Source organism: Ciceribacter ferrooxidans, assembly GCF_004137355.1.
Lineage (GTDB): Bacteria > Pseudomonadota > Alphaproteobacteria > Rhizobiales > Rhizobiaceae > Allorhizobium > Allorhizobium ferrooxidans.
Map to the genome: position 1 here is coordinate 14,820 of NZ_SDVB01000216.1, position 16,664 is coordinate 31,483.

General features: G+C 63.6%; 17 protein-coding genes. 8 read left to right on the top strand and 9 right to left on the bottom strand.

Features of this window, described 5'->3' with window-relative positions:
• Positions 1 to 117: 117 nt before the first annotated feature.
• From EUU22_RS10395 to EUU22_RS10410, 4 genes are all read left to right on the top strand, one after another.
• Entirely contained in the window at positions 118 to 675 is a 558-nt protein-coding gene (locus tag EUU22_RS10395; protein WP_439329135.1) for an iron transporter, read from the top strand.
• Between the two features lie 57 nt (positions 676 to 732).
• Positions 733 to 1,077, top strand: a complete 345-nt coding sequence (locus EUU22_RS10400) for a cupredoxin domain-containing protein (protein WP_129331956.1) — start codon at positions 733 to 735, stop codon at positions 1,075 to 1,077.
• Positions 1,078 to 1,149: 72 nt separating this feature from the next.
• Positions 1,150 to 1,986, top strand: a complete 837-nt coding sequence (locus EUU22_RS10405) for an FTR1 family iron permease (protein ID WP_129331957.1) — start codon at positions 1,150 to 1,152, stop codon at positions 1,984 to 1,986.
• A complete protein-coding gene (locus EUU22_RS10410) occupies positions 1,983 to 3,401 on the top strand; it encodes a 4Fe-4S binding protein (RefSeq protein ID WP_129331958.1) in 1,419 nt (472 codons plus the stop codon). Before EUU22_RS10405 ends, EUU22_RS10410 begins: the two co-directional genes overlap by 4 nt.
• 58 nt (positions 3,402 to 3,459) lie before the next feature.
• On the opposite strand, the gene EUU22_RS10415 is transcribed toward EUU22_RS10410, so the two are convergent.
• Together EUU22_RS10415 and EUU22_RS10420 are read right to left on the bottom strand one after the other, a co-directional pair.
• Positions 3,460 to 4,692 (bottom strand): type II toxin-antitoxin system HipA family toxin, encoded by a 1,233-nt coding sequence (locus EUU22_RS10415; RefSeq protein ID WP_129331959.1) that lies wholly within the window; start codon positions 4,690 to 4,692, stop codon positions 3,460 to 3,462.
• Positions 4,689 to 4,967, bottom strand: a complete 279-nt coding sequence (locus tag EUU22_RS10420) for a helix-turn-helix domain-containing protein (protein ID WP_112690470.1) — start codon at positions 4,965 to 4,967, stop codon at positions 4,689 to 4,691. The genes EUU22_RS10415 and EUU22_RS10420 overlap by 4 nt, the downstream gene beginning before the upstream one ends.
• A gap of 559 nt (positions 4,968 to 5,526) precedes the next feature.
• Here EUU22_RS10420 and EUU22_RS10425 point away from each other — a divergent pair.
• Complete coding sequence (locus EUU22_RS10425) at positions 5,527 to 6,447, top strand: nucleotidyltransferase and HEPN domain-containing protein (protein ID WP_129331960.1); 921 nt, start codon at positions 5,527 to 5,529, stop codon at positions 6,445 to 6,447.
• A gap of 63 nt (positions 6,448 to 6,510) precedes the next feature.
• Here the strand turns inward: EUU22_RS10425 and EUU22_RS10430 are convergent, their stop codons facing one another.
• The 4 genes from EUU22_RS10430 to EUU22_RS10445 form a co-directional block, all read right to left on the bottom strand.
• Positions 6,511 to 7,491 carry a PDR/VanB family oxidoreductase gene (locus EUU22_RS10430; RefSeq protein ID WP_129331961.1) on the bottom strand — a complete coding sequence of 327 codons (981 nt, stop codon included), beginning with the start codon at positions 7,489 to 7,491 and terminating at the stop codon, positions 6,511 to 6,513.
• A 42-nt stretch (positions 7,492 to 7,533) separates the two neighbouring features.
• Positions 7,534 to 8,277, bottom strand: a complete 744-nt coding sequence (locus tag EUU22_RS10435; protein ID WP_112690467.1) for a GntR family transcriptional regulator — start codon at positions 8,275 to 8,277, stop codon at positions 7,534 to 7,536.
• A gap of 5 nt (positions 8,278 to 8,282) precedes the next feature.
• Complete coding sequence (locus EUU22_RS10440) at positions 8,283 to 9,332, bottom strand: aromatic ring-hydroxylating dioxygenase subunit alpha (RefSeq protein WP_112690530.1); 1,050 nt, start codon at positions 9,330 to 9,332, stop codon at positions 8,283 to 8,285.
• A 141-nt stretch (positions 9,333 to 9,473) separates the two neighbouring features.
• Complete coding sequence (locus EUU22_RS10445) at positions 9,474 to 11,534, bottom strand: ATP-dependent helicase (RefSeq protein WP_129331962.1); 2,061 nt, start codon at positions 11,532 to 11,534, stop codon at positions 9,474 to 9,476.
• A gap of 374 nt (positions 11,535 to 11,908) precedes the next feature.
• Here EUU22_RS10445 and EUU22_RS10450 point away from each other — a divergent pair, with 374 nt between their 5' ends.
• Genes EUU22_RS10450 through EUU22_RS10455 form a run of 3 tightly spaced genes read left to right on the top strand, consistent with a single transcriptional unit; the run spans position 11,909 to position 12,889 of the window.
• Entirely contained in the window at positions 11,909 to 12,178 is a 270-nt protein-coding gene (locus EUU22_RS10450) for a hypothetical protein (protein WP_165351139.1), read from the top strand.
• On the top strand, positions 12,179 to 12,424 hold the full coding sequence (locus EUU22_RS26260) for a nucleotidyl transferase AbiEii/AbiGii toxin family protein (RefSeq protein WP_439329136.1): 246 nt from the start codon (positions 12,179 to 12,181) through the stop codon (positions 12,422 to 12,424).
• Between the two features lie 27 nt (positions 12,425 to 12,451).
• Positions 12,452 to 12,889: a hypothetical protein gene (locus EUU22_RS10455; RefSeq protein WP_439329137.1), complete on the top strand. Its 438-nt coding sequence runs from the start codon at positions 12,452 to 12,454 to the stop codon at positions 12,887 to 12,889.
• A 107-nt stretch (positions 12,890 to 12,996) separates the two neighbouring features.
• Here EUU22_RS10455 and EUU22_RS10460 read toward each other — a convergent pair whose 3' ends face one another.
• From EUU22_RS10460 to oppB, 3 genes are read right to left on the bottom strand one after another with little or no spacing between them, the layout of a single operon-like run.
• Positions 12,997 to 14,589, bottom strand: coding sequence for an ABC transporter ATP-binding protein (locus EUU22_RS10460; RefSeq protein WP_112691823.1), 1,593 nt, complete (start codon positions 14,587 to 14,589; stop codon positions 12,997 to 12,999).
• Between the two features lie 2 nt (positions 14,590 to 14,591).
• A complete protein-coding gene (locus EUU22_RS10465; protein ID WP_129331964.1) occupies positions 14,592 to 15,740 on the bottom strand; it encodes an ABC transporter permease in 1,149 nt (382 codons plus the stop codon).
• Positions 15,733 to 16,656 (bottom strand): oligopeptide ABC transporter permease OppB, encoded by a 924-nt coding sequence (oppB, locus tag EUU22_RS10470; protein ID WP_112691825.1) that lies wholly within the window; start codon positions 16,654 to 16,656, stop codon positions 15,733 to 15,735. Before oppB ends, EUU22_RS10465 begins: the two co-directional genes overlap by 8 nt.
• Between the last annotated feature and the right edge of the window lie 8 nt (positions 16,657 to 16,664).

Here is a 16,664-nt window from a genome sequence, read left to right on the forward strand (position 1 = left end):
GCGGCTCCACCTTTTTCATTGATTTGCGCTGGATCAAAGATGACTGTTTAAGTATGGTATTCATTGTCGCGGCGAATGCAAGTCATTCGCAACAGTGTCGAACGAGCACAAGGGACAATGATGAGACATCTTCGCCGAGCCGGGAGATCCGGCGCAGTCGCCGGCCTTCTTCTTCTCTCCGTATCGGCGGTCGCTGCCGCGGAATACCCGATCGGGGAGCCGCAGTCCGGCGGCGGGCTCGAGATTGCAGCGGTCTATCTGCAGCCGATCGAGATGGACCCGCCGGGCATGATGCGTCCCGCAGCCGACTCCGACATCCATCTCGAGGCGGATATCCACGCGCTTGCCGACAATCCGAACGGCTTTGCCGAAGGTGAGTGGGTGCCGTATCTCGTGGTCGACTACGAACTGACCAAGGCCGACACCGGCGAGGCAATCTCTGGCCGAATGATGCCGATGGTCGCGAGCGACGGCCCGCACTACGGCGACAACGTGAAGATATCCGGCATGGGTAATTACCGGCTGAGGCTGACCGTTTCTCCGCCCGACAAGGATCCGATGGGCCATTTCGGCCGCCATACCGACAAGGAGACCGGCGTCGCCGCCTGGTTTTCTCCCGTCACCACCGAATACACCTTCACCTTCGCCGGCACCGGCAAGAAGGGTTCCTACTGACGAGACGGCGCCGTCGGGGAACCACCTGTTCCCCGCCTCGCTTCGCAAGGAGACAAGATGCGATCGAACAGACTGACGCCGCTGCTGCTGGCTGCCCTTCTCGCGGCACCCGCCGCGGCGCACGCTGGGGACCCGGCGACTTTCGTCCTCGAAATGCAAGACGGTGTCCTCACCCCCGCACGGATCGAGATACCGGCCGGAACCGAGGTCAAGATCATCCTGCGCAACACCGGGACGACGCCGGCCGAGTTCGAGAGCCTGCGCCTGCGCAAGGAGAAGGTGCTGGCGCCGGGTGCGGAATCCTTCGTCGTCATCCGCAAGGCCTCGCCGGGCGAATATCCCTTCTATGACGAATTCCACATGGACAAGGGCCAGGGCGTCATCATTGCGCGCCAGGACTGAGACGCATCAGACGGGGGTGGCGGACCGTTCCGCCGCCCGACATCTTCCTCCCACCGGAACAGACAGCCGATCATGTTCGTACAAACCTTCTTCATCGTCTGGCGCGAAAGCATCGAGGCCCTCCTCGTGGTCGGCATCCTGCATGCCTGGCTCCGCCACAACGGAACCGGGCGCGGCGCGACGGCCTATCTCTGGGGCGGCGTCGCGGCCGGTATTGTCGGCGCGGGCCTGCTCTCGGTTGTGCTGATGCGCTTCGGCGCGGTCCTGGCGCCGGAAGGGCAGGACTGGTTCCAGGCCGGACTGATCCTCGCTGCCTGCGCCCTGATCGTGCAGATGGTGTTCTGGATGCGCCGCCATGGCCGCACGCTCAAACGCGACCTGGAACAGGGACTGTCGGAAAGCCTGCGCAAGGGCAACCTCTGGGGCATCTTCGCGGTGGCGGCGATCGCCGTGATGCGAGAAGGCGCCGAGACGGTGATCTTCCTGCAGGGCGCAATCGCCTCCGCTGCCGGAGCCGGAGGAGAGATCGCCATCGGGATCGTGTCTGCCGTCCTTGCTGCAGGCCTGACCTATTCGCTGCTGCAGCTCGGCGGACGCTATCTGTCCTGGCGGCTGTTCTTTCGCTTGACCGAGACGATGCTGTTGCTGCTCGCCTCCGCGCTGCTGGTGACCGGAACCGGCTATCTCGTCTCTCTCGGCCTGCTGCCCTATTCCGAGCCGCTCTGGGATACCTCGTTCCTGCTCGACGACATGACCCGCCTCGGCGGTATCGTCGCCGGCCTCACCGGATACCGGGCAATGCCCGACGCAGTGACGGTCGCGACCTGGGTCGTCTTCTGGAGCGGGATCGTGCTCGCGTTCCGAATGCAGGCGCGGCAGTCGAGACCCGTGGTGCAGGCTTCGGCATGACACCCGTCACGCTCTACGCTGCACCGCCGCGGGCATCACGCGCCGGGGCAAGCGCAAGGCTGGCGGCAGTCGGTGACTGGCTCCGCCTGCACCAGAAGGCCGTGCTTCGGCTGCAATGGGGTGTCGTCCTCGTTTATGCCGTATTGCTGATCGTTCCGGCGGTAATGCCGTTGCCGGACAATGCCGCGCATATCTGGAACGACGTCTCGCTTTTCGCCCGCTTCGTCTTCTGGGGCATCTGGTGGCCGGGCGTGCTCATCAGCATGCTGCTGTTCGGTCGGCTCTGGTGCGGCATCTTCTGTCCGGAAGGGGCGCTGACGGAGATGGCGAGCAAGCGCGGCCTCGGCCGGGCGATCCCGCGCTGGATCCGCTGGCAGGGATGGCCCTTCGCCGCCTTCGTGCTGACGACGGTCTACGGCCAGCTGGTCAGCGTCTACCAGTATCCGCTGCCCGCACTTCTGATCCTCGGCGGATCGACGGCCGCCGCCATCGCTGTCGGCTATCTCTACGGACGCGGCCACCGGGTCTGGTGCCGCTATCTCTGCCCGGTGAGCGGCGTCTTCGGCCTGCTCGCGAAGCTCGCACCCGTCCATTACCGCGTCGATCGCGGCGAATGGGACCAGTGTCCGCCGCAACTCGGCCGCACGCTCAGCGTTTCCTGCGCGCCCATGGTGCCGCTCCGCACGATGGAGAGCGCGTCGTCCTGTCATATGTGCGGGCGCTGCGCCGGCTTCCGCAACGCGATCGAACTCGCGGCGCGCCCGCCGGGTTCCGAGATCGTCGAGGTCAGCGGCAAGACCGCGAACCTCTGGGATACCCTGCTGATCGTGCCAGGCCTCATGGGCGTTGCCGTCGGCGCCTTCCACTGGGCGTCTTCGCCGTGGTTCGTGGCGCTGAAGCAGAGGGCGGCCGTGTGGCTCGTCGGAAACGGAGAAACCTGGCCGCTCGAACAGAGCCTGCCGTGGTGGCTGCTCACCAACTATCCGGCCCACAACGATGTGCTGAGCGTGCTCGACGGCGCCATGCTGCTGTTCTACATCGCCGCGACCGCTGTCATCGCGAGCGTCGCGATCCTGCTGCCGCTGGCGCTTGCAGCCCGCGTCGTCGGCCCCTGGAGCGCGCGGCGCTTCCATCATCTGATCCATGGCCTCCTGCCGCTCGCCGCCTGCGGTGTGATCCTCGGCCTCTCGGCGCAGACCGTCACGCTGCTCCGGACTGACGGCTTCCGCCTCGCCTGGGCGAACGACGTCAGAATGGTGGCGCTGACGCTTGCCGCCGCCTGGAGCCTGCTGTTGGTCTGGAGGATCGCGGGGCGCTACAGCGCCGGTCCTCGTCGCGCGGCCGCTACGGCGGCGAGCAGCGTTGCGATCGCGGCCGGTTTGCTGCCGTGGGTGCTGTTGTTCTGGGTCTGGTAGGATCTGACCCGGCAGCTAGCGCGCGCCGCTCGACATTTGTCTGGAGGAGGCGTCATCCTCACAATTGGTGCAGGATGCGACGGCACCGTCTCTTGATCGCGTGCCTGATGCGTTCGAGAACGCGTGACGGATCACCTGCGCGAGCGAGCGAGTCTGCAGCAATTTGGTCGCACTTGTCGACAACCATATCCCCGATCTCTCCCACTCGCCGGACCGTTGCCGCGGGGCTGAGCCCGACCTCTTCGGCGAAGGCCTTCCAGTGTCGGCCATGAAGTTCTGCAGCGATTGCTTTTCCACCGACCGATTGGGGAAGATTCTGGTCAACCTTGTCGTACACTGCAGCGCACATGAGATCATAGAGGGGGGCCAGTCGTGCCGTCCCTCGCGCGCCAATCAGGATCGAATAGTTCTTGGCGTGTGAGTCGGAGTTGCAGATGAGGACGTTGAAGATCACGGCGTCCAACAACCTGAGGCGCTCGCCGGGTGAAATCAGGTCCCGGACCGTGTCGAACATCTGCTTGAGACCGACACCGCGTCCAGCCGTTGTCCTCTCATATTTCTGATAGGGGAAGTGCCCGGTTAGTTGGCACAGGTCCTCCTGATGAAGGCGGCGAAGTTCCCTTTGAGAGTCCAGGAAGCGGTCGTATCGCTTCACCAGGAGGTAGCGCCTCGTTCCCGCATGACCGATCGTGGCGTCGGCAGCGTCGAGCCCGCACGCCCGTGCCAAGGAAAGGCAGAAGGCTTCATTCTCGACGCTTCCAGCCAGACGCCTCGTGTCGGGCTTCAGGATATGTGTCGATGGAGTTCCTTCGACCGGAATGGAAATCGTTCCATCACCTGCGACAAAAACGGGAAGCTTCTCCTGAACGCCGGCGAGTGACATCGAAACCCCGTGTTCGCCGACCAGGAATGGCCTCTCCGGGAGGTCCCCGATAATCCGCTCCAAAGAACGGTCATCCGGAATCGACATGAGATGAATGCCGGGTTTCCGTGGCTTGCCGATGGAAAGCGCTCCGGCCGTATCGCGACCGATGGCCTCCAGCAGACCGACAATGTCTTGTGGTGAAACCTTCAGCCGCAGCCCGATCTCGGTCAGGTGCGTTTCCGGCAGAAGATTGGTGAGCCAGGGCAACAGGGTAGCGGCTCCGAAGCCACCGGATCGCAATGGCATCGTCAGCGAGATCGGGAACGCGTTGGGACGGGCCTCCCAGCTCGGTTCGTAACTCATTTGCCATTCGTCTCGGAAATTCAGTTGAGCAATGGGGATGTTCTCGTAGAAAACCGTCGTCATGTGTCGCTCCCGAAGGACGGCAAAAACGCGAGGTCATCGTCGGTTCCTGTCTGCGGAGCGATAGATCGTGCTTCTCTTAAATCTCCCAGTTCCAGACCGACCGTCCTCGCGACGAGCAAGGCCCTGTCGAGCTGGCAGCTCGGTTTCCCACCTTCCAGATCGACGATGAACCGCTCACCCGTTCCGGAGCGAGCAGCCAGTTCTCTTTGCGTCCAGCCTAGACCCTTGCGCGCCAGCTTGACGAGTTTGCCGAAATCTTCTGCAGATCGGATCATAGAACCTCTCACAATTGCTTTACCGTACAGGAAGATTTTGTGGCATGCAACATTATTCATCCCGATCGGTAAGTATTGCTTGCATACTGCGTGAACTTACCACTCGGGAAGATGGCCGCGCGACATTAGCTCCGGGACAACTGACGGTGTCCTACGTTCAGCGCCGGCTTTTGGAGCTTCGAAAGACTGTCCACGTAAGACCGAGGCGGCTGATTGGCGTTTGGGACCTTAGTTTGCCGGGTCGTGTGGCCCATGCCATTTGTAGCGGTGGAGCCAGATTGGCAGTTCTGCGGCGCGGTGCTCCGAGGTCGGATAGGCGACACGTGGTCCAGTCGTGCAACGCCTGTCGTAATGTGGGAGGGAACCCCGTGTCGGCACCCGGTGGATTGAGCCCACGGAGCTCGACCGCGCATGAGTTCGGAGCACCTCGTCTTCGAGCGGAGTCGGCGGTTGTCCGGGAATTTTGTTGCAACACTGTGTTGAAATCTGTCGCGCTATAGGCACTCTATGAATTCGGCGCTATTCATTCTGAATGACCTCAAGGACCGCTCCGCATCCCATGAAGACCAGCCTCGATCATCTCCCGCATCGAAAGCAGCGTGAGCTCGCGCGCATCGTCGAGGTGCTGCACGAAGAGTTCGAGGACGCCTTGAAGGAAGGAACGGCCGATTTCAAAAAGCGTGGCCGCATCCTGAAGATCATCCTCTTCGGATCTTATGCCCGGGGGACATGGGTCGACGAGCCGTACACCAAGAAGGGATACAAATCTGACTATGATCTGCTGATCATCGTCAACAACAAGAAGCTCACGGATTTCGCCACCTACTGGCACAAGGCGCAGGATCGGCTAATGCATCTGCCGGAGGTCCAGACACCGGTCAGCCTGATCGTCCACTCGCGGCGCGAGGTGAACACGGCCCTCTACGAAGGGCAGTATTTCTTCGTCGACATCCGCCGGGATGGCATTGTGCTCTATGAACTGGACGATGAGCCTCTTGCCGAACCGAAGCAACGAACAGCGGCAGAGGCGCTGCGCATCGCGAACGGCTATTTCGAAGAACGGCTGCCACATGCAAAGGTCTTTCTGAAGACCGCCCGGTTCTGTACCGAGGAAGGTGATCTCAAGGAAGCGGCCTTTCTGCTTCATCAGTCAATCGAGCAGGCCTACTCCGCGCTCCTGCTTGTCCTGACGAGCTACAGTCCGGCATCCCACAACCTCAAGCACCTGCGCAGCCTCGCAGAGGGGCGTGACCAGCGATTGGCCGGTGTCTGGCCCACAGACCAGCATCAATATGTCGCCTGGTTCAACATCCTGAACGAGGCCTACGTCAAATCCCGCTACTCGAAGCACTACGACATCAGCGAGGAAGCGCTCGTCTGGCTCCTCGAACTCGCCCACCGGCTGATCTCCGAGATCGAGGCGATCTGCGTCGAGCATCTGGAGAGACTCGGAGGGACGGAAGCCGCAAAAGCGAACTGAACTGAGAGGACAATCACTGCACGGCTTCGCTTGATTGCAGAGTAGCCGTACGCGTGTTGCTCCTCACGCTGCATCCTCTCGCCGGTAGCCGGTGTCGATGACGAGGTGACCGCCGAGGGTGCGGGAGACGCAGGCGCACATGCGGTCGTTCTCGCGCCGCTCCGCCTCCGAGAAGAAGACGTCGCGGTGGTCGATCTCGTTTTCCGCGGCGACGACATCGACGGCGCAGAGCCCGCATTCGCCGCGCCGGCAGTCGTAGATCATCGGCACGCCGGCTTCCGTCAGCGCGTCGAGCATGCTCTGGTCGGCCCGGACCTCGACAGTCCGTCCGAGACCCGCAACCTCCACACGGAAGGGCCGTTCGGCAAAGCGACCGCTGTCTCCGAAGACCTCGAAACGCAGCCGGCTCATCGAGCGGCCGCTCTTCTGCCAGGCCGCGCGGGCCGCGTGGAGCATGCCGAGCGGTCCGCAGACATAGGCCTCGCCGTCCTGCGGCAGGCGGGCGAATTCGGCGGTAAGGTCCAGCGTGCAGCCTTCCTCGTCGACGAAGCACTCCATCCGGTCACCGAGCAGGTCTTCGAGCTCGTCGGCAAAGGCCATCTGGCTGCGCGCCCTTGCGGCGTAAACGAGGCGGAGCGGCTGGCCGCGCGCGGCGAGCGCCTTCGCCATGCCGTAGATGGGTGTGATGCCGATGCCGCCGGCGACCAGCAGATAGTGTGGTGCCCGCCAGGAGAGCTCGAAGCGGTTCTCCGGTACCGTCACCTCTGTCTCGTCGCCGGGTTCGAGCGTCCAGACCCAGGCCGAGCCGCCGCGGCTGTTCGGGTGCCGCTTAACGGCGATCTTCAGCGTGCCGGGCGCGCTCGGAACGACCGTATAGGTGCGGATCGCCGGGCTGCCGGCAATCACCACCCTGATATTGGTGTGCGAGCCGGGGTCGAAAGGCGGCAGCGGCCCTTCGACGGCGAAGGTGACGGCCCTCACGTCCTCGGCGGGCGTTTCGACAGCGATGACCCGCGCCTTGCGCCATTCTTCTCTCGAGCGCATTGATTTCTCCTCCCGTATTTCAAAAACTGTCCGCCGTGGCACTCAGCCCGACATCAGCGCCAGCGCCAGAACCTTGCGACGCAGGTCCGGGTTTTCCTCGAGCACGAAGTCGAGGTTCTGCCGCGCGATGCGCGCATGCTCGCGCGCCAGTGCCTCGGCGCGAGCGCCTTCGCGAAGCTCGATTGCGGTGACGATCGCCCTATGCTGTGCCTGCGCGACGACGAGCGAGCGGTAGAAAGCCGGCACGTCGACATCGGTGTTGACGAAGGCGTTCGGGCTCGCAAAGGGCAGGCTGGTGATCCGGTCGAGCTCGCGGCGCATGACCTCGCTGCCGGCCAGCTCGGAAAGGAGCGCATGAAAGCGACCGTTCAGGCTTTCATATCGACTGATATCCAGCGCCTCCGGCCCTCCTCCAAGCACCGCGTCGAGCTGCTCCACCACATCGCGGATCGCCTTCAGTCGTGCCGGTACCGCGCCGCGCTCGGCGGCGAGCCGCGCCACCGTCCCTTCGAGAACGCCGCGCAATTCGATCGCGTCGACGATGTCCTGCCGGCTGAAGCTGCGCACCGCGTAGCCGCCGGAGGGAATGAGCGTGACCAGACCCTCCTGTTCGAGCTTCTGCAGGGCGCTTCGAAGCGGCGTACGCGACACGTCCAGCCGCTCGGAAAGGGCCACCTCCGACAGTCGCTCGCCGGGCTCGATCTCGCCCTTCAAGACGAGATCGCGCAGGCCCAGCAGGGCCTTCACCGACTGCTGACGCGGGCTGGCCGCACGTTCCTTCGTCATCGCGGTCACTCCGCCGCCATCGTCGCCGGACCGGTCTCGGCATCGATCATCCGGTCGATCAGCCTGCGCGCCCACATGGAGCCGGCGTCGATGTTGAGATTGTAGAACTGGTGGTCCGGATTGGCGTCGATGGCGATCTGCTGGGCCTCCAGCACCACCTCGTCCTCGCGGAAGACGCCCGCGACCCCCTCCCGCAGCTCGTGGGTGCGGGCCTGGTTGTGAAGGTCGTAATTGCGGGCGAAGGCCCAGAAGTAGAGGCAGGTCTTGTCGGTCGACGGCGTGATCGTGTTGAGCACGTAGCCGTTGACGCCTTGCGAGCGATCGCCTTCACGGGCACCGGTCCCGGCCGCTGCGACGCCGACGTCGATCGCGATGGTGCAGGGGGCCTCGAAGCGGATGATCTGCCAGCGGTCGACCTTGCCCGCCTTGCCGTATTGCTTCTTCCAGAAGGGCGGCGGGTCGATGCTCTCCATCCAGCGGGTGATGTAGGCGAAACGATCCGAATGGCTCGCCTCGAACGGCGCCTCGGCGACGGCGCGGTTGCCGATCGAGGAACCGTGGACGAAGGTCTCGTGGGTGAGATCCATGAGATTGTCGACCACCAGCCGGTAGTCGCATTTGAGCTCGATCAGCTTGCCGTCGGCGGCCCAGGCTGGATCATCGTTCCAGTGCAGGTCGGGGATCAGCGCCGGATCGGCGAGCGAGGGGTCGCCCGGCCAGATCCAGATGAAACGGTGACGCTCGGCGACGGGATAGGATTTTACGCAGGCCGACGGATTGATGGTCTGCTGCGACGGCATGTATACACACCGGCCGGTATCGTCGAATTCGAGGCCATGATAGCCGCAGATGACATTGTCGCCGTCGAGACGCCCGAGCGAGAGCGGCACGAGGCGGTGCCAGCAGGCGTCTGCGAGCGCGGCCGGGGCGCCGTTTTCCTTGCGATACAGGACGATCGGCTTGTTGCAGATGGTGCGCGGCAGAAGCGCTCGCTTCAGTTCCACATCATAGGCGGCCGCATACCAGGCGTTCAGCGGAAAGCTCGGTCTGTTCATGGTCATGTCCTCCTCTGCAGACAAGGAAGACATAATGTATACAATTCGTCAAGATGGAAGCGAAATTCCGTCTCGCATGCTCCAGAATGTATACAGCGATATGGATTGCCGTACTGCACTCATCCTGAGCCCGCCGGCCCCCTACTTCCACATCGCCCGCATGCGCGCGCCGACGTCGACGCGGATCGGTCGCGTGCTGCGTTCGCCGGCCGTGGTCGGAACGATCGGCCAACTCTTCGCCTCGAAGAGGCCGAGCATCGCTGCCGGGATGAAGCGGGTGCGCGAGGCATAGACGTGGCGGTCGCCCTGCGCATTCTGGCCGTAGGTGAAGAAGCGTTGCGGTGTGACGAGCGTCAGGCTGTCGCGCGCGCGCGTCATCCCGACATAGAGGAGCCGGCGTTCTTCCTCGATCTCCGCGGTCGTGCCGACGCCGAGATCGGAGGGAATGCAGCCGTCGATGACGTTCAGCATGAAGACCGAGCGCCATTCCTGCCCCTTGGCCGAGTGGATGGTCGAGAGGATCAGATAGTCCTCGTCGAGGAGCGGTACGCCTGCCTGGTCGCTGGTGGCGTCCGGCGGATCGAGGGTGAGCTCGGTGAGGAAGCGCTCGCGGTTGGCATAGCCGGCCGCGATCTGTTCGAGCTGCAGCAGGTCGGCCTTGCGGGTTTCGGCATCCTCGTGGATGCGGTCGAGATGCGGTTCGTACCAGGTGCGCGCCGCGCTGATTTCGTTCGGCCAGCCGGGCCCCGCCTTGCGCAGGCCGAGAAGCAGGTCGAGGAAGCCCGGCCAGTCCGCGCCCGATTTCGGGGGCGCGGGGATTTCGGCGAGCGCCACCAGCGGTTCGGGATCGGCGGCGATCGTGTCGAGGATGCGGCCGGCGGTCTGCGGGCCGATCCCCGGCAGGAGCTGCAGCAGGCGGAAGCCGGCGACCCGGTCGCGCGGGTTCTGGGCGAAGCGCAGCACCGCCAGCATGTCCTTCACATGGGCGCTGTCGAGGAATTTGAGCCCGCCGAACTTGACGAAGGGAATGTTCGAGCGGGTGAGCTCGACTTCGAGCGAACTGCTGTGGTTCGACGAGCGGAAGAGTACGGCCTGCTGCTTCAGGCCGATGCCGCGCTCGCGGTTTTCGAGCACCTGCCCGACGATGTAGCGGGCCTGATCGGCCTCGTCCCGGACGGTCACCAGCGCCGGCCGCTCCTCGGACTCCCGGTCGCTCCAGAGGTTTTTGGTGAAGCGCTCGCGTGCCTCGCCGATGACCGCGTTCGCTGCGGCGAGGATCGGCTGCGTCGAACGGTAGTTGCGGTCGAGCGTGACGACATGGGCCGGCGGCGAGAAGGCCGCCGGGAAATCGAGGATGTTGCGCACCGTCGCGGCGCGGAAGGAATAGATCGATTGCGCGTCGTCGCCGACGACCGTCAGCCCGTGTCCGCCGGGCTTCAGCGCCACCAGGATCGCCGCCTGCAGCCGGTTGGTATCCTGGTATTCGTCGACGAGCACATGGTCGAAGCGGCCGGCAATTTCGCCCGCGAGGTCCGGTTCGCTCGCCATCTGCGCCCAGTAGAGCAGGAGGTCGTCGTAGTCGAGCACGTTCTGTACCTGTTTGGCCTCCACATAGGCGGCAAAGAGCTGCTTCAGCTCCTCCTCCCAGCCGGCGACCCAGGGGTAATGCGCCTTCAGCACCTCGGCGATCGAGGTTTCCGAATTCACCACCCGGGAATAGATAGAGAGACAGGTGCCCTTGGTGGGAAACCGGCTCTCGGTCTTCGAGAAGCCGAGCTCATGGCGCACGAGATTGATGAGATCGGCGCTGTCCTCGCGGTCATGGATGGTGAAATCCTCCGCAAGGCCGATCTGGTCGGCGTGGATGCGGAGAAGACGGGCGCCGATGCCGTGGAAGGTGCCGGCCCAGGCGAGCGCATCGGTCATGACGGCGGCCTTGTCGCCCAGCACCTGGCGGCAGATGCGTTCGACACGGCGGCCCATTTCCGATGCGGCGCGGCGGGAGAAGGTCATCAGGAGGATGCGGCGCGGATCCGCGCCGTTCATGATCAGGTGGGCGACGCGATGGGCGAGTGTGTTGGTCTTGCCAGAGCCGGCGCCGGCGATGATCAGCAGCGGTCCGGGCAATCCGGCCGCACCGACACCGTGCTCGACCGCGGCGCGCTGCCGGTCGTTCAGTTTCTCCAGATAGGCAAGGCTCATCGAAAACTCTGTCCCCTCATGCGCCGGGGCGTGCAGCCGCACGTCGCCGGACAGGCGGAGGGAGCAACACCACGCGCGCGCCGGGACGTGCCCGGTGCGTCTGTGATTCCGTGGGTTGACCTTGCCGCCGCATTTCCTCGTCATCGCTCTCTGCGCCTGCGAGAGGCACGCAGAGAACGAATTGAGAACATAGCTCGACTTGCGGCAGATGGGAAGGGCGTCGGTGTGAATGAGGGTTACGCAGCATCGGCCGGTATTGGCGGTAGATCGGAAGGTCTCCGCTAGCCGCCCAAAGGCACATGGAAGCGGAATTCTTGTTTCCCGAGTTTTGTGGCGCTATATAAATGGTCGAAAGCGCTATGCGGTCCGGAGACATGTCGGTTGTTGCAGTAAAAGTTCTGTCCACAGTCAACGCCCCTTATGGGACGGCGCTTTCGGCTGAGCAGCTCGCGTCGAAGATTTCTGATCCCGTCAGCGCCGTTCTTTATGACCCCTCGGCGTTCTGCTTCTTTTCGGAAGTGGATGAAGACCTTCAGCACTCGTTCCTGGACGAGATGTGCGTCGATCCGAAGATCGCCACCGAATTGGCGCGGAAGTTTTCCGTGCTGGCCGGTTACACGCTGCCGCTGGCGCGGGCGGCCTAGTTGTCGAAACATGTGAACAGCAAGTGGGGCGACCTGTTTGATCAGGCCGCGCACATCATAGATCTTGCGAACTCCAAGTTCACCTTGATTGACAATTGGAGTTTCGGGGGTGACACAGCACTGATGCTGCAGATCGATCACCGCGAGAGCTTCGATGTCGACATCTTTATCGATGATCCTCAAGTCCTGCCCTTTCTGAATCCTTGGACCCAAGGGTACACTCTCTCCCTTACACCGGATGGCTAGCAGTTCGATGGAACGAGGGCATTAAAGGTGGTCTTCGAGAAAATGGGCGAGGTCGACTTCATCTGCGCCGCCGGCTTGACTGCCAGCCCGACACGGGCAGCGAAGGTCCGCGGCCGCAATATCCAGCTTGAGACGCCCGCGGAAATCATCGCCAAGAAGATCTGCTATCGGGGCGCGTCGATGCAGCCGCGCGACATGTTCGACATGGCCTGCGTGACGACGGTCCTGGGTGTGGAATACGCCGTCAATGCCTTGTCACCGTTCAAAGAAGAATGCCGCAAAGCCTTGTCTGTCGCACGGCGTATGGACCCGCAGTTCGCGGAGGCGGTGATGACGAACCTTCTCTATCGCGACCGCTTCTCCGACGTTCCGAGACACGCTCAGGCGATGACGATCGAACTCCTGGAGACCGTCAGTGCGCCTTCAGACGGAATTTCCGACCCGTGCGATTGCAGTCCGGATTGACAAGGCCTGACGAAGGCTCCTCCGTGGAGGTCCGCAGGCCCTCTATTGTCATCGATCTGCCAACGCCGGCGTTTTGCCGCCGGCGTCAGCCATAGCCCATGCACGTCTCAGAAGGCTGCCGCCATGAGCTCCTTCGTATAGGCCTGCCGGGGCGCGTCGAAGATGGCTGCAGTTTCGCCTTCCTCGACGATCACGCCGTTCTTCATCACGACGATATAGTCGGAGAGTGCCCGCACGACCGCGAGATCGTGGCTGATGAAGAGATAGGAGAGGCCGTGCTTCTGCTGCAGATCGCGCAGCAGTTCGATGATCTGCTTCTGCACCGACCGGTCGAGCGCAGACGTCGGCTCGTCGAGCACCAGCACTTTCGGTTTCAGCACCATGGCGCGCGCGATGGCGATGCGCTGGCGCTGGCCGCCTGAAAACTCGTGCGGATAGCGGTTGCGCGAGGCAGGATCGAGGCCGACGTCCTTGAACGCCTGAATGGCGATCCTGTCGCGCTCGGCACGGCTGATCTGCGGCTCGTGGACCAGCAGGCCCTCGGTCACGATCTGGCCGGCGGTCATGCGCGGCGAGAGCGAGCCGAACGGATCCTGGAAGACGAGCTGCATCTGGCGGCGCAGCGCACGCATCTGCTGCGGGCTTGCCTTCGAGATGTCCTGACCGTCGAAGATGACCCTGCCGTCGCTGTCGAAGAGGCGGAGCAGGGCGCGCCCGAGGGTGGACTTGCCCGACCCGGACTCGCCGACGATCCCTATCGTCTGCCCCTTGCGGAGCGTGATACTGACGTCGCGAACGGCCTTCACTTCCAGTTTTCTTCGCCCGAGGAACCCGCCGCCGGCGGTGAACGTCACGGCGACGTTCCGGCCTTCGAGCAGCCTCGGAGAATCGGCGGGAACCGGGTCCTTGTGGCCGGTCGGCTCGGCGGCGAGCAGCATCTTCGTATAGTCATGCTGCGGGTTCGAGAAGATCGCCTCGACGGCCCCCTGTTCGACCACCTCGCCGAGCTTCATCACCGCGACGCGGTCGGCGAAGCGCCGCACGACGTTGAGATCGTGCGAGATGAAGATGATCGAGAGACCGATCCGCTCCTTCAGCTCTCGCATCAGGTCGAGGATCTGCGCCTGGATGGTGACGTCGAGCGCGGTGGTCGGCTCGTCGGCGATCAGGAGCTCCGGATCGTTGGCGAGCGCCATGGCGATCATCACGCGCTGGCGCTGGCCGCCGGAAAGCTCGTACGGGTAGGAATCGATCCGGCGTTCCGGATCGGGAATCTTGACGAGCTTCAGCAGCTCGATCGCCTTCGCCCGTGCCTCCTTCGCCGAGAGACCCTTGTGGTGGATCATCGGCTCGGCGAGCTGGTAGCCGATCTTGTAGAGCGGATCGAGCGAGGTCATCGGCTCCTGGAAGATCATGGTCACGCGCTCGCCGCGGATGTGGTTCAGCCCTTTCAGCGGCAGTCCGAGGATTTCGGCACCGTCGAGCTTCGCCGAACCGGACGCAGAGCCGTTGGCGGCGAGCAAACCCATCATCGCCATCATGGTCTGGCTCTTGCCGGAACCGGACTCGCCGACGATCGCCAGCGTCTCGCCACGCTTGACGTCGAGACTGATGCCCTTGACCGCCTCGACCTTGCCGAGCGGCGTGTCGAACCAGACCCGCATGTCGCGTATTTGAAGCAGCATATCTGTCTTTGTCATCGTCAGCGGTCCTTGGGATCAAGCGCGTCGCGCAGGCCGTCGCCGACGAAATTGAGCGCGAACAGCGTGCTTACGAAGAAGATCGCGGGGAAGATCAGCAACCATGATGCGGATTGCATGCTGGCGGTGCCTTCGGCGATCAGCGTGCCCCACGAGGTCATCGGCTCCTGCACCCCGAGCCCGAGGAAGGAGAGGAAGCTCTCGAGCAGGATCACCTTGGGCACGAGCACCGTGACGAAGACGACCACGGGGCCGATCGTGTTCGGGATGACGTGACGGCGGATGATCTGCCAGTTGGATAGCCCCATGGCGCGGGCGGCCTCGACGAACTCGCGCCGCTTGAGCGACAAGGTCTGCCCCCGAACGATGCGGGCCATGTCCAGCCACTCGATGGCGCCGATCGCTGCGAAGATCAGCACGAAGTGGCGACCGAAGAACACCACCAGCATGATCACGAAGAACATGAACGGCAACGAGTAGAGGATCTCGACGAACCGCATCATGACGTTGTCGATGCGTCCGCCGATGAAGCCCGAGGTCGCGCCGTAGGTGACGCCGATGATCAGCGACACGAAGGTCGCAAGCAGGCCGACGACGATCGAGACCTGACCGCCCAGCATCACGCGGGGCAGGAGGTCGCGGCCGTTGCGGTCGGTCCCGAAAGGGAAATACTGCCCGTTGACCCGGCCGGTGACGACGAGCGTCTTGCCGTCGTTCTGCGTCTCCTGGAGAGCGGCACCGTCGAATTCGTCCGGGCGATCGAGATAGCGCAGGACGCGCTCGTCGATCGGCTTGTCGGACGAGATCGTGGCGGTGTAGGCGGAGCCCGAGACGTCGAAGGCGTTCAGGCTGACGCGGGCGCGCTCGACGGCTTTCGTCATGACCTCTTGCAGCGTTGCCTCGTGCGGGTACGGCGAGAGCGAGGGCGGCACGGCGACATAGCTCGTGAAAACCGCGTCGTAGCGATGCGGCCAGAAGATCGGCCCGCCGAAGCTGAAGACGACGATCAGCAGCAGATAGCCGAGCGAGAGCATGGCAGCCGTGTTCCGGCGGAAGCGGATGCGGGCCAGCGTCCAGAGGCTGAGGCCCTCCCGGGCGTCCGTCTCGAGGGGGACTGCGCCGGGTCCGGTTTGGATTTGTGGTTCACTCATAGCGGACCCTCGGATCTAGCAGCGCGTAGAGGATGTCGACGATCAGGTTGAAGACCACGATGAAGACGGAGATGAGGACGACCGTTCCCATGACCAGCGTGTAGTCGCGGTTGAGAGCGCCGAGGACGAAATAGCGTCCGACGCCCGGCAGCGAGAACACCGTCTCGACCACGACGGAACCAGTCAGGACGGCTGCGGCGGTGGGGCCGAAATAGGAGATGACCGGCATCAGCGCGCCGCGCAGTGCATGCACGACGATGATGCTGCGCTGGGGAAGACCATAGGCGCGCACCGTGCGGATGTGGTCGGCCCGCAGCATCTCGATCATCGACCCGCGGGTCAGACGCGCGAAGATCCCGACCTGCGGCAAGGCGAGCGCGATGACCGGCAGGACCAGATTGTTGAATCCGCCGTCTCCCCAGCCGCCTGCCGGCGTCATGCGCAGGATGACGGCGAAGACCAGCGAAAGAATGGGCGCGACGACGAAGCTCGGCACGGTAATGCCGATATTGGCAAAGCTCATGACGAGATGATCGAACGCCGAATTCTGCCGGATTGCGGCAAAGCTTCCGAGGATGATGCCGCCCGTGACACCGACGGCGAGTGCCCAGGAGCCGAGGATCAGCGAGTATGGCAGGCTCTTGGCGATCAGCTCTCCGACCGTGAAATCGCGGTAGACGAAGCTCGGTCCGAGGTCTCCGTGGAGAAGGTTGCCGAGGTAATGGAGGTACTGCACCGGCAAGGGCTGATCCAGCAGGAAGGCCTTGTTCAGATTGGCGAGGACCTGCGGCTCGAGCGGCCGCTCCAGGTTGAACGGGCCGCCGGGCGCCAGCCGCATCATGAAGAAGGAAAGGGTGATCACGATAAAGATCGTGGGTATCGACGACAACAGTCGTCGCAGGATGAATGACAGCATTGCTCTCT